The sequence below is a fragment of the Bartonella sp. AA86SXKL genome, from assembly GCF_042196885.1.
In genome coordinates this window covers 14,558-28,185 of the sequence record NZ_JBHIRE010000011.1, presented here as the reverse complement: position 1 = coordinate 28,185, position 13,628 = coordinate 14,558, and the positions used below count along the sequence as shown (strand labels likewise).

The window sequence follows — 13,628 nt, the reverse complement described above, 5'->3', positions numbered from 1 at the left end:
CTTCTCCCAATTAGATCATACTAAAAAGATTAAAAGGCGCATCCATATCAGACATAAATGAACCAATTAAATAAAGAAGAAAAGCTGCCCCTACCAATCCATCTATACGATCCATAAAACCACCATGTCCAGGCAATAAAGAACTAGAATCTTTAACAGAAAACCGTCTTTTGAGCCATGATTGCCCTAAATCACTCAATTGTGAAACAATTGACAAAACAAGTGTAAGGAGTGGCACAAAAAAACTGGCTAAATTTATATCAAAAAATCCAAAAGCAACCCATATACCACCGAAAACTCCGACAAATGTACCACCAAGTGCTCCTGACCATGTTTTATTAGGAGAAAATTGTGGTGCTAATTTAGGTCCCCCTAATGCACGTCCGATAAAATAACCACCAATATCTGTTCCCCACACTATCGTAAATAAGAAAATAACAACTTGGAACCCCAACATTTCATGATCCCGTAGAAAGCATAAAGCAACAACAGGAAAAGATGCATATAAAAAACCACAAAAAACCCAACCACTTTTTTTTATAGATATAATAGCTAATACTGTAGCTAAAACGATTAAAACACAAAAAATCAATGAAGCAGATACACTCAACACTAAAAAAAAGCCAAAGATTAAATAAAAGATACTTGCTAATATTTTTTGTAAAATACACCATTTCTCTTTAGTAATACTCATCCACTCATAAAGAACAAAACCGCCAATACACCATACAAATAAAAAAAAGAAGTTTCCTCCCAACCATGTTAGATACAACGCAATAATGCCAAAAACAAAAGCTGTCAGAATACGATAAACCAAATTAGACAAAACAACATCCAAACAATAAAAATAGAAAATACAAGCTCTAAAATTAACGCAAGAAAAACTCCCCTACGCAGTATTTTTATCTCATACCTGTATAATTTCTCTTATAATTTATCATAAATAATTCAGTCTACTAAGATAGCGCTTATGAAACTAATAATCAATGAAAACAGCTTCAAAAATCTCCGTCAAAATTATAAAATATTTTTTTAATATTTTCTCAAATATAAAATGAAAAAGCAGTTACCTCTGCCCCATACAAATTAACTAATAGAGGTTTCGTATAAAAACACTTTTCTATCAACTATTCGTCATTAAAAAACGAATTACGCCACATAACATCTGCTTGATCAATTATACTCACATGTTTTATAATGAGAAATAAGAGAAAGGTTAGGCTTGTTTTTTGCATTATATTCTTTCCCCAACCTTCATCTTAGAATATTTGAATAATTTCTAAATGCATTTTAACAAAGACGTGCTCAACTAAAAAACCGCACCATGCTGTTAAATAGTGTCTCCCAGCAAAGCGCATGATTTATCACGCAGACTAAAAAATTAAAACATCTGCCCTTTCAAATCAGTCTCTCCCATATCAAAATGATAGAATACCTTCCTGCATCACACCTTGCTACCACAGAGCACACCACTCCCTACAATTATCCCTAGAAACAATTTACAGGCTGGGAGTATAACATCCTTTTTCTAGCGACAAAATCGTCTTAAACGTGCATAATCTCAGATTCTTTTACGACTAAAATTTTATCAATATCAGCAATAGTTTCATCTGTGAGTTTTTGAACTTTTTCAGACAAACTATGGGCTTCATCTTGTCCAATTTCACCATCTTTTTCTAACTTTTTCAAATTGTCCAGACCATCCCGACGAACATGACGTGTAGCAACACGCGCTTGCTCTGCATAGTGATGCGCAATTTTTACAAGTTCTTTACGGCGCTCTTCATTCAACTCAGGCAAAGGAATACGTAAATTCGTACCATCAGTTATGGGATTTAAACCAAGACCAGAATCGCGAATAGCGCGCTCTACAGCTCCGACCATCGTTTTATCCCATACAGAAACAGAAAGCATCCGAGGTTCAGGAACAGAAATATTAGCAACCTGATTTATATGAACAACAGAACCATAAGATTCAACGGTCAACGGTTCTAATAAACTGGCCGATGCACGTCCAGTCCGCAAACCACCTAACTCATGTTTAAAAGCCGTAATGGCACCATCCATGCGACGTTTCAGATCATCCATAATTGATGTAACATTCATATTTCTGTCTCCTTCAATTGTCCTTTGAAGCTTACCCTTATTCCGATACTATTGTAAAGCGTCCTGTTCCATTCAAGACCTTAGCCAAACCGCCTTTTTCATGAATGGAGTACACAATAATCGGTACATTGTTCTCACGTGCTAAAGTGACCGCCGTTGAATCCATAACAGATAATCCCCATTGCAAAACTTCAACATGTGTTAATTGGTCAAAACGCTTAGCCGTAGGGTCTATTTTTGGATCTGCTGAATAAATACCATCAACTTGTGTTCCTTTAAGAAGGACATCCGCACCAATTTCTGCTGCACGTAAAGTAGCAGCAGAATCAGTGGTAAAAAATGGATTTCCTGTACCACCTGCAAAAATAACAACTTTTCCCTGATTCATATAAGCTATTGCTTTACGTTGCGAAAAACTTTCACAAATTTGTGGCATAGCAATCGCAGAGAGTACAACAGTTTCAACCCCTAATTTTGTCAAAGATGTTCGCAATGCTAAAGAGTTAATAGCAGTTGCAAGCATTCCCATATGATCACCTGTCACTCGGTCCCCACCATGCGAAGCAACAGCAACGCCACGAAAAATATTTCCCCCACCGATAACAACCGCAACTTCTATCCCCATTGTGCGCACTTCTGCAATATCAGCGGCAATACGGTCTACAACAGAAACATCAATGCCAAAATTCTGCCCTCCCATAAGAGCTTCACCAGAAGCCTTTAAAAGAATCCGTTTATACGGAAGTGCTAATGCCATTAATAATCTCCCCAAAAGCCCATTTACTTTTTGCTTTTGACATCACGAAGGGCACCACTTTTTTCACGTGACGCCCTCTCAACAATTACATTTTTCCCCTCAGAGATTCTACAACCAATGATATGACTTTAAATCTCTGATCAAGAGTTTGCAATAACTAGCCTTTTACAGCAGCAGCAACCTCTGCTGCAAAATCAGACTCCTCTTTTTCCACACCTTCACCTAATGCAAAACGAATAAAGCCTATAATTTTTGCTGGAGCACCTATTGATTTCTCAGCATCCTTTAAAGCAGCCTCAACAGTTATATCAGGATTCATAACAAAAGCTTGAGAAAGCAAAACAACCTCTTCAAAAAACTTACGCATACGCCCTTCTACCATTTTTTCAATGATATTTTCAGGTTTTCCAGACTGACGCGCTTGATCTGAAAAAATTGCTTTTTCTCGCTCAACAGCAGCAGCATCAACATCTTGTGCTGTAAGTGCTAATGGATTGGTTGCCGCAATATGCATCGCGACCTGCCGACCAAAAGCAAGAGCAGCCTCTTTATTTCCTGTTGTTTCAATCGCAACCAAAACACCAAGTTTTCCAAGCCCATCAGCCACACTATTGTGTATATAAGTCGCAACAACACCATTCTCAACGGACAATTTAGCGGAACGACGAAATGTTATATTTTCGCCAATTGTACCAATTGCATCTTTAATTGTAAGCTCTACAGTCTTCTCAGAACCTGGATAAAGAGAAACAGAAACAGATTCAACATCCCCTGACGTATCTAAGGCAGCAGTTGCTACTTTACGCACGATGTCTTGGAATCCATCATTGCGTGCAACAAAATCTGTTTCAGAATTAATCTCAACCAAAACTGCATGTGAATCTTTTGATACGACTCCGATTAATCCCTCAGCTGCTGTACGACCAGCCTTTTTATCTGCTTTAGCTATTCCTTTTTTACGAAGCCAATCAACAGCAGCTTCCATATCACCATTGGTCTCTGCTAGGGCGGCTTTACAGTCCATCATACCAGCGCCAGATAGTTCTCGAAGTTCTTTTACTTGTGCAGCAGTAATGCTCATATTTGCCTCTTTATTTTGTAACAGTGAAAGCGTGCAAAATCCCTCTGCACGCCTATAACTTCTTCTTTAGACAATAAAAGTACCTTAATTAGGCATTTTATATTATTCAGAAACTTCTGAAACTGCATTTTCTTCCAAAATAGGCTCCACAGGTGCATCAACTTGAGCTCCTAAATCGATACCCATTGCTCCTTGCTGGCGTGCAATACCATCAAGAGCAGCACGGGCAAAAAGATCGCAATAAAGAGAAATTGCACGTGAAGCATCGTCATTACCTGGTATTGGATGTGTTACGTCATCGGGATCACAATTGGTATCAATAATAGCAATCACTGGAATACCTAAACGTTTTGCTTCTTGGAGTGCAATATTTTCTTTATTCGTATCGATAACAAAGATAAGATCTGGAACAGAACCCATATCTTTAATACCACCAAGCGCACGATTAAGCTTTTCACGATCACGTTCAAGATTTAAACGTTCCTTTTTAGTAAAGCCTTGCGCTTCAGCAGCAAGAATTTTATCAAGCTTCCGCAAACGATGGATCGAATTGGAAATCGTTTTCCAGTTTGTGAGCATGCCGCCAAGCCAACGTGCATTAACGTAATACTGAGCGGAACGATTCGCCGCATCTGCGATAATGTCAGATGCTTGCCGTTTCGTACCAACAAAGAGAATACGACCACCACGCGCTACAGTATCTGAAACAAGTTTAAGTGCTTGGTGTAAAAGTGGAACGGTCTGAGCAAGGTCAATAATATGGATATTATTACGCTGACCATAAATATAGGGAGTCATTTTGGGATTCCAGCGATGAGTCTGGTGACCAAAATGCACACCAGCTTCTAAAAGCTGGTGCATAGTAAAATCGGGTAGTGCCATAAATCTTATCCTTTCCGGTTCAACCTCCGCGGAAAAAGCAGGAAGACCTGCTACCGGCGGATGCTTGCTAGAAGTTTCTCACAGATCATTTGCAAACACCCAGACTCCGCGTGTGGAATAGCGCAAACATACTAATATTTGATTCTTTTTCAAGTTATTTTCTTTAATCATTTAATATTTGCATTTTCACATTGATTAAGATCTTTTCCAAGTTCCAAGAATTCGAGACTGTTCAATTTTGCACGCACTGAAAAAGTTCCATAATCTATATGAAGATCACGCATGACACCATTCTCATGTAAGAGAAAACGGCTACGATAAACCGGCAAACCATCTTTATTTTCTCCATCATCAAAATAAGAAATTGTAACAGGCCAATATTCTTCTTCATCCAATTTTCTTACTTTTTCCGTTTCGCTATCAGATAAAAGCGTCTTCTTTTCCCCTATGACGATACTTTCTTTTATAACTTTATCTGCTTTATTTGTCCCATCAAATACAGTAACATTGTAAAAATGATCTCCTGCTTTTGCATGGCGGATAATATTTTTTAGTTGCATCATTGGAAATTCAGCCATTGCAAGCTTATACTCTTTTTCCTTTGGCTTTTTTAAGGTAACTGTAATACCATCTTGCGTACGCTCCGCAACTCCCTCGGCACGATGCACAACCTCTTCTCCCTCTTGATCTGTAATATTAAAACGAAATGTACGGCTGTCTCCTGTTTCATAACTCGTCGTCTGTTGATCCGTCAAACGTACTGGCATATCTTCAATGTAAACACGGCTAATGAAACGAAAACGTGTGCTATAGCCTTGGCATGCCGAACCAGCAAGCTCGTAAACCATTCGTCCTGACATCGCAGAAATTGTCATTTCATGAGAAACACTATCGAGATGAAAATCATAAATTGCTCGATGAGGCACAATAAAAATGGGCTCTTCAGCTCTCGCAGTACATAAAAAAACAATATATAAAACTATTATAAATAATGATCTAATCATTCCCAACTTCCGAACTTTATCCCCGTTGCATAACATCATACAATAAGGCAAAAAAGGCTAATTTCTCAATTAACCACACATTTTCTTAAATCAAAAAATAGATTATGCAATGAATATATTATAAAGCAGCTATGGAGTTAAAATTATGACCAATATGATTGAAAAAAACTTAGAAAAATTCGGGATCACTCTTCCTGAAGTAATCTCCCCCCTTGCCAATTACATCACCACTTCACAAAGTGGCAATCAACTCTTTATTTCTGGGCAACTTCCTCTTATTAATGGAAAACCAATAGCCATCGGTAAAGTTGGTGCAACTGTGAATACCGAACAAGCCCAAAAAGCATCTGAAGCTTGCGCTCTCAATATTCTCGCGCAACTCAAGGCAACTCTGGGTGACTTAAATAAAATAAAACGTGTGGTCAAAATTACTGTTTTTGTGGCTGTAGATTCTCATTTTACCGATATTCCTTTTGTTGCCAATGGAGCTTCTAATTTATTCGTCAATATCCTTGGTGAAATTGGAAAACACGCCCGTTCTGCTATTGGTGTTGCCTCTCTTCCTATGGATGTTCCTGTAGAAGTTGAAGCCATCATAGAAATCTAAACCTTCATTAAGACAGTGCATTATCCTAAATATAACTGAAGTCAAAATACTTCTTTGTCTTACACTCTGATAAACCTTGCATTTTTTCGTTTTTAAATTAGAATCTTAAACTTACGATAAAAGGAAATATTTGTATGAAACAAGCTTATGACAATAACAATATTTTTGCTAAATTGATTCGCAATGAAATCCCTTCTGTTCGTGTCTACGAAGATGATGATGTTATTGGATTTATGGATATCATGCCACAGGCACAAGGTCATACGCTGGTCATTCCTAAAAAAGGCTCTAGAAACTTACTTGATGCAGATCCTGAAACATTATTTCCTGTTATTAAAGCTGTTCAAAAAATTGCAAATGCTGTCAAAAAAGCCTTTCAAGCAGATGGCATAACTGTCATGCAATTTAATGAAGCAGCTAGTCAACAAACCGTCTATCACCTTCATTTTCATATTATACCACGTATGGAGGGAATAGAGCTTACCCCTCATAATGATATGGTAACGCCTCCAGAAATACTTGAAGAGAATGCAAAAAAAATCCGTGCAGCTTTATAACACACTCTTAAGTTGTTGTGCTTTTTTTCCTACACGTTTTTTTTGTAAAGTTTTCCATTTTACTTTTCTTTGAACTTACAGATATATCGGAAGATGAAATTTCTAACTGTAAGCTTTCTTTTTTACCATTTGATTTTTGTGTCAATACGCGAACGGTACCGCCATTGCGTAACTTTCCAAATAAAATTTCATCAGCTAATGGCTTTTTAATATATTCTTGTATAACACGCCCTAATGGGCGTGCTCCCATCTGAGAATCATATCCTTTATTAGAAAGCCATAAAGTTGCAGAAGGGCTTAATTCAAAACAAATTCCCCGATCAGCTAATTGTGCTTCAAGCTGAAAAATAAATTTTTGCACTATCTGATTGATGATTAAATGAGATAAAGGTGCAAACGGAATAATTGCATCTAACCGATTACGAAATTCTGGTGTAAATAACCGATTGATTGCTTCTATATCCTCACCATCACGATGTACTTTCCCAAATCCAATAGCTGATTTTGCCATATCTGAAGCACCAGCATTGGTTGTCATAATCAAAATAACATTGCGGAAATCAATTTTCTTACCATTATGGTCTGTTAATCTACCATAATCCATTACCTGCAATAAAATATTAAATAACTCTGGGTGCGCTTTCTCAATCTCATCTAGCAATAGAACTGCGTGAGGTTTCTGATCAACGGCATCTGTAAGGAGACCTCCTTGATCAAACCCTATATAACCTGGAGGTGCTCCGATTAAACGTGCTATCGTATGCCGTTCCATATATTCTGACATATCAAAACGCAATAATTCAATGCCTAAAGATGATGCAAGCTGTTTTGCAACTTCAGTTTTTCCTACACCTGTTGGTCCTGAAAATAAATAACTTCCTATTGGTTTATCCGGTTCGCGTAAACCTGCTCGCGCCAATTTTATGGATGAAACTAAGACGGAAATTGCCTGATCTTGACCATAAACAACATGTTTGAGTTCTCTTTCAAGCTTACTCAGTATCTTCTGATCATTCCGGGAAACTGTTTTTGGTGGAATTCTTGCAATTGTAGCAACAGTCGCTTCAATTTCTTTAACACCTATACTCTTCTTGCGTTGTTTTTGTGGCAAAAGCTTTTGCGCTGCGCCACTTTCATCAATAATATCAATTGCTTTGTCAGGTAACCTACGGTCAATTATATAACGTGAAGATAATTCTACAGATGCCTTCATCGCCTGATCTGTATATTTAATCTGATGAAAATCTTCAAAGTAAGGCTTCATCCCCTGCAAAATTTTAATCGCATCTGTAACAGAAGGTTCATTAATATCAATCTTCTGAAAACGACGCTCTAAAGCACGATCTTGTTCAAAGAATTTGCGATATTCTCTGTAAGTCGTCGAACCAATACATCGCATAGTTCCAGAAGATAACACAGGTTTCAAAAGATTTGCTGCATCCATATTTCCCCCTAATGTTGCTCCTGCTCCAATTAAGGTATGGATTTCATCAATAAATAAAATAGCATCTGGATACAGCTCAAACTCTTTAATAACTTGCTTTAAGCGTTCTTCAAAATCACCGCGATAACGTGTACCTGCAACAAGTCCCCCCATATCAAGAGAAAATATTGTTGCATTTGATAAAACTTCAGGCACTTGCCCATCAACAATGCGCTTTGCCAATCCCTCAATTATAGCTGTTTTCCCTACTCCAGGATCACCAACCAAAAGCGGATTGTTTTTTGACCTTCGACATAAAATCTGAATCATGCGTGAAATTTCTATTTCACGGCCAATTAATAAATCAATTTTTCCATTACGTGCTTTACAATTGAGATCAACACAATAATTCGTTAAAGCACTTGTTCCTCTTTCACCATTATCCGAAATCTGCTGATCTAATTGCTCTTCAAGTCCTTCAAGTAACATGGATAACCCATCATCACGCGTGACACCCTGTGAAATAAAACGTACAGCATCATAGCGTGTCATTCCCATCTCTTGAAGAAAATATGCTGCATGGCTTTCACGTTCAGAAAAAATTGCAACAAGAACATTTGCCCCCGATACTTCATCTTTTCCAGCTGATTGTGCATGAATCACCGCACGTTGGATAACACGCTGGAAAAAAGCTGTAGGCTTTGTATCCTCATCAGCTCTAATCTGTTCATCTAACTCTGAGCGAAGATAATTGGTTAAGCGCTCTCGCAATTCCTCCACATCTACTTGGCAAGCCTGAATAACGGAATTTGCATCGGCATCATCTAACAGCGCAAGTAGAAGATGCTCTAGTGTTGCATATTCATGCCGTGCTTGAGTAGCAATTGTTAATGCACGATGCAAAACCTCTTCAAGACTAGGTGTAAAAGATGGCATAGCTCCTCACTTCCATTCCATTACACATTGTAACGGATGTTCATTTTGACGCGCACATTCCCTCACTTGTAATATTTTCATTTCAGCGACTTCATAAGTATAAGTCCCACATTCTCCTATCCCATTGTGATGAACATTTAACATTATCCGCGTTGCCTCTTCGAAACTTTTTTTAAAAAAGTTCTTCAAAACGAAAACAACAAAATCCATAGGTGTGTAATCATCATTAAGCAAAAAAACTCGACATAATTTAGGTTTTTCGAGTTTTTCTCTAGCCTTAGGCATTATAACCGCACCATGCCTACCTTCATCCCAATTCTTGCCCTTTTCATTATGCATAATATGAGCTATAGAGTTTATTATGAGCGTCTGTCCCATTATCGTTTTCCATGCAACACATTTTTTATTAATTTTAAATTCTTTCATAACTATTGCAATACCTGTTTGTATTAGAAAAAAATCTCCCTCTATGGTTAGACTTCAATCACTCACTCATAAAATAACTTCTGTAAACAAATTAGTAATACCATTCGCCTAAACTGCATCAACAAATTACAGAAAAGGAAGCTTTATAGAAGTTTTTCAGGATAAATGGAGAAATAGGATACTGCAAGTGTATATTAATTATCAAAAAATTATGCGCTACTGTAAAACAATAGCAATTTCTTTTGTTATGTTAGCTTTTTCTTACTGTTGGGCATCAGCCACACCTCAAGGCGCCTATCCTGATAAGTATGCGGCTATTGTTATAGATGCTACTACGGGAAAAACTCTATTTCAAGCCAATGCAACACTGAAACGTTATCCTGCTTCTTTAACAAAAATGATGACATTGTACTTACTCTTTGAAGCTATGCAGATGCGTCGTGTGACACCAAATACACCAATTCCTGTTTCTCATTATGCAGCAATGCGTCCACCAACAAAAATTGGATTTAAAGCAGGCCAAACAATTTCTGCAGAATCAGCAGCTAAAGCACTCATTACAAGATCCGCAAATGATGTTGCTGCTGCCATTGCAGAATATCTTGGAGGTAGTGAAAAAAAATTCGCTCAAATGATGACAATAAAAGCTCGTAAACTTGGCATGAAACATACACATTTTGCAAATGCTTCAGGACTTCCGGATGTGCACAATTATTCTACAGCACGAGATATAGCGACTTTGTCATTAGCTTTACGTAAACATTTTCCCAAACAATATAAATTGTTCAAAACAAAAAGTTTTAATTTCCGTGGACATAAAATTAACAGCCACAATAAACTTGTTAAAATAATGAAAGGTGTCGATGGAATTAAAACAGGCTACACACAAATGTCAGGTTCTAATTTAGCAACTTCGATGCGTCTTGAGGGGCGCTCTGTTGTCGCTGTTGTTATGGGAGGTAAATCATCTACTGCGCGTGACGAGCATATGGCTAGCCTATTGAAACAATATTTGCCCAAAGCAAGCCAAATGAAAAGTGGTGAACGTTTAATGGCTTCTGTACGCTATCACTTACCGACTGGCGCCAATACTCCTATACCGACCATTAAAGCTGATTCAAGTAATTTTGACGATGAAATTTCGACTATGTTGACAGCATTTGCAGAACAACCTAAAAACTCCAATATCGCAATAACGGCTGTAAATAAGGTAATTATACCAATACCGAATCCTCAAAAAACTATACCGGCTGAGACTCATAAAATTGTAACAGTCTCTTTGTCCGAAAATGCCGGATGGGCTATCCAAATTGGTTCTCTTCCTAGTGAAGAACAAGCAAAAACTCTACTTTTAAAAGCAAAAAATATAGCTTTTTCTATTTTAAAACACGCATCTTCACACATGCAACTGTTTGAAAAAAATGGGCGGCGTTATTACCGAGCGCGCTTTACAGGGTTTCAATCAAAAAAAGCTGCATTTGATGCTTGCTCTACATTAAAGAAAGCAAATTTTAACTGCTATACTGTAGCCTACTAAAAAATTTTGAATTCTGCGTTAAGGATAGTATTATGACAGATAATGCTTTTGCTTCATTCCATAAAAAAGAAATTTTATTGAAGCAATCATCCCTCCTTTCATTGCGTTCTCTTCACGATGCTGCCGCAAAACTTACTGGTTTAAAATATAATTCGACTGCATTAGATACACAATCTCTTGTTCACCTTCTCATTTGCCAAACAATACGCAACCGTCGTCTCATAATGCCTCCTGTACGCATTCATTTACGCGTTGCGAGCCAAACTGGTAATGTGCCTATTAAAATCCGTTTAGGAGCAACAAATATTTAATTTCTCTAAAAAATTATTTTATTATTAACCATTATCTACAGCCTTAGAAAACCCTTTGATAAACATACTTTTTTCTTAAATTGTTGAATTTTTCTGACAGCTTTTCCAACTATCCAATATCTCCAAGCTTTCAATAAAAACATTGTTAAGGACATAAAAATACCCAATATTTTTCCACTTTTGGATTTAATATAAAAAATTATCCTTGATATCTTTCTGGAAAAAATGAATAGCTTCATTAGATGAAAGCTTATCATTTGATGGGATTATTGTAAAAGTTCAATAAAGAAAGTCCCTCTTAATAACGCTCCCCATACAACATAAACGCTGAAAAAACATAAGCTTTATCAGAAAATACGATCTCTCTCCCAAAAGTCCAGTTATGGATTGAAAAATGTTCCAGCTCTTAACAAGATATCACATTGACTGCAAGACCACCTTTACTTGTCTCTTTATAGCGTTCACTCATATCATGACCAGTCTGGCGCATTGTTTCTATACAAGCATCAAGAGAAACAAAATGATCTCCATTACCATATAATGCAAGAGAAGAAGCCGTTACCGCCTTAACAGCTCCCATTGCATTACGCTCAATACAAGGAACTTGTACAAGACCTGCAACAGGATCACATGTCATTCCCAAGTGATGTTCAAGCGCAATTTCTGCCGCATTTTCAATTTGAGCTGGTGTTCCACCTAACGCTGCGGTCAACCCTGCTGCGGCCATTGAAGATGCCGTTCCAACTTCACCTTGACACCCAACTTCTGCACCAGAAATAGAGGCATTATGTTTGATAACACCGCCTATAGCTGCTGCCGTTAATAGAAAATTATGTATTCCCTCTCGATCTGAATCATCATTAAATTGAAGATAATAACGCAAAACGGCTGGGACGACACCGGCTGCTCCATTTGTTGGTGCTGTAACAACACGACCACCTGCTGCATTTTCCTCATTGACGGCTATAGCATATACCGAAAGCCAATCATTTGCCCAAAGTGGATAATTGTAATTTTTCTTTTGTTTTTCCAAAAGCGTTTCATGCAGCTTTTTAGCGCGCCTTAGAACACGCAATCCACCAGGCAACTCACCTTCTTGTGAAAGACCTCTATCAATGCAATTTGTCATCGCTGAAAAAATTTCATCAAGCCCTACATCAAGAGAAGAACGCTCTATCTTTGTTTCTTCATTTAAGCGCTTCATTTCAGCAATTGAAAGTCCTGATTTTTCTGCCATTGATAACATTGTACAAGCAGAATCGAATGGATATGGTACCTCAAATGCTTCTGGTTGTATATTATCATTCATATGGCTTAATTCATCCTCAGTCACAACAAAGCCACCACCGATAGAATAATAAATCTGCCGCAACAGAACATTCCCATCAGTATCAAGTCCTTCAAAGGCTAGTCCATTTGTATGTCCAGGGAGGATTTGCTTTCGTTCAAAAATAAGATCACGTTGCACATCAAACTGATAAGCGGGATGACCTACTGGTTGCACTTTTTTTTCACGTATAACTTTTTCTAACAGAAACCCCATGCTATCAGGATCAACAGTAGAAGCTTTTTCTCCTAAAAGTCCTAATATGATAGCTCTATCTGTTGCATGACCAATACCCGTGAAAGCTAAAGAACCATAAAGATAAACACGTATACGAGAAACTTGAACATCAGACGACTGAGAAAAATCTCCTATCTTTTGCAAAAACATATTAGCAGCTGTCATTGGTCCCATCGTATGTGAGCTAGAAGGACCAATCCCAATTTTAAAAAGTTCAAAAACAGATAGAAACACGTATCACCTTAAACTATAGTACAGCTTGAGCATATATGCTTTTTCATAACGTTTCTTCCGTTTAAAATCAAATTGCGAGATAAACTAAAAAAATGACAACAATAAACACGAATGTCGCTCGTCTTGCTACCACCCAACACTTTCTTTCTATAGTGTTTTCCATTAGCCAACCTTTAAAACGGACAATGCCCCTAGAGTCACAA

General features: G+C 37.5%; 13 protein-coding genes. 4 read left to right on the top strand and 9 right to left on the bottom strand.

The annotated features are described in order from the left end of the window. Nucleotides 1-10: 10 nt before the first annotated feature. The 6 genes from ACFIO5_RS06140 to ACFIO5_RS06115 form a co-directional block, all read right to left on the bottom strand. Nucleotides 11-826: a phosphatidate cytidylyltransferase gene (locus tag ACFIO5_RS06140; RefSeq protein ID WP_375613469.1), complete on the bottom strand. Its 816-nt coding sequence runs from the start codon at nt 824-826 to the stop codon at nt 11-13. A gap of 719 nt (nt 827-1,545) precedes the next feature. Continuing rightward, nucleotides 1,546-2,106 (bottom strand): ribosome recycling factor, encoded by a 561-nt coding sequence (gene frr / locus ACFIO5_RS06135; RefSeq protein WP_375632774.1) that lies wholly within the window; start codon nt 2,104-2,106, stop codon nt 1,546-1,548. Between the two features lie 37 nt (nt 2,107-2,143). Further along, nucleotides 2,144-2,863 (bottom strand): UMP kinase, encoded by a 720-nt coding sequence (gene pyrH / locus ACFIO5_RS06130; RefSeq protein WP_273790666.1) that lies wholly within the window; start codon nt 2,861-2,863, stop codon nt 2,144-2,146. A 157-nt stretch (nt 2,864-3,020) separates the two neighbouring features. Beyond that, the gene (gene tsf, locus ACFIO5_RS06125; RefSeq protein WP_375632772.1) at nt 3,021-3,944 is read right to left on the bottom strand and encodes a translation elongation factor Ts; all 924 of its coding nucleotides are present in this window, start codon (nt 3,942-3,944) and stop codon (nt 3,021-3,023) included. Between the two features lie 102 nt (nt 3,945-4,046). Beyond that, complete coding sequence (gene rpsB / locus ACFIO5_RS06120) at nt 4,047-4,826, bottom strand: 30S ribosomal protein S2 (RefSeq protein ID WP_273788135.1); 780 nt, start codon at nt 4,824-4,826, stop codon at nt 4,047-4,049. A gap of 167 nt (nt 4,827-4,993) precedes the next feature. Then, nucleotides 4,994-5,830: a cell envelope integrity EipB family protein gene (locus ACFIO5_RS06115; RefSeq protein ID WP_375643166.1), complete on the bottom strand. Its 837-nt coding sequence runs from the start codon at nt 5,828-5,830 to the stop codon at nt 4,994-4,996. A 145-nt stretch (nt 5,831-5,975) separates the two neighbouring features. On the opposite strand from ACFIO5_RS06115, the gene ACFIO5_RS06110 reads away from it, so the two are divergent. Together ACFIO5_RS06110 and ACFIO5_RS06105 are read left to right on the top strand one after the other, a co-directional pair. After that, nucleotides 5,976-6,437 (top strand): RidA family protein, encoded by a 462-nt coding sequence (locus ACFIO5_RS06110; RefSeq protein ID WP_375607219.1) that lies wholly within the window; start codon nt 5,976-5,978, stop codon nt 6,435-6,437. A 134-nt stretch (nt 6,438-6,571) separates the two neighbouring features. Beyond that, nucleotides 6,572-6,994, top strand: a complete 423-nt coding sequence (locus tag ACFIO5_RS06105) for an HIT family protein (protein ID WP_375632769.1) — start codon at nt 6,572-6,574, stop codon at nt 6,992-6,994. 7 nt (nt 6,995-7,001) lie between these two features. Here the strand turns inward: ACFIO5_RS06105 and clpA are convergent, their stop codons facing one another. Together clpA and clpS are read right to left on the bottom strand one after the other, a co-directional pair. Next, nucleotides 7,002-9,353 (bottom strand): ATP-dependent Clp protease ATP-binding subunit ClpA, encoded by a 2,352-nt coding sequence (gene clpA / locus ACFIO5_RS06100; RefSeq protein ID WP_375632768.1) that lies wholly within the window; start codon nt 9,351-9,353, stop codon nt 7,002-7,004. A gap of 6 nt (nt 9,354-9,359) precedes the next feature. Then, nucleotides 9,360-9,731 (bottom strand): ATP-dependent Clp protease adapter ClpS, encoded by a 372-nt coding sequence (gene clpS, locus ACFIO5_RS06095; protein ID WP_273790742.1) that lies wholly within the window; start codon nt 9,729-9,731, stop codon nt 9,360-9,362. A 235-nt stretch (nt 9,732-9,966) separates the two neighbouring features. Between clpS and ACFIO5_RS06090 the strand changes: the two genes are divergently transcribed. Continuing rightward, on the top strand, nt 9,967-11,316 hold the full coding sequence (locus ACFIO5_RS06090; RefSeq protein ID WP_375632766.1) for a D-alanyl-D-alanine carboxypeptidase: 1,350 nt from the start codon (nt 9,967-9,969) through the stop codon (nt 11,314-11,316). 32 nt (nt 11,317-11,348) lie between these two features. Continuing rightward, nucleotides 11,349-11,627, top strand: coding sequence for a hypothetical protein (locus ACFIO5_RS06085; RefSeq protein ID WP_375618379.1), 279 nt, complete (start codon nt 11,349-11,351; stop codon nt 11,625-11,627). 406 nt (nt 11,628-12,033) lie between these two features. Here ACFIO5_RS06085 and ACFIO5_RS06080 read toward each other — a convergent pair whose 3' ends face one another. Further along, nucleotides 12,034-13,425 carry an L-serine ammonia-lyase gene (locus tag ACFIO5_RS06080; protein WP_375632764.1) on the bottom strand — a complete coding sequence of 464 codons (1,392 nt, stop codon included), beginning with the start codon at nt 13,423-13,425 and terminating at the stop codon, nt 12,034-12,036. Nucleotides 13,426-13,628 lie beyond the last annotated feature (203 nt).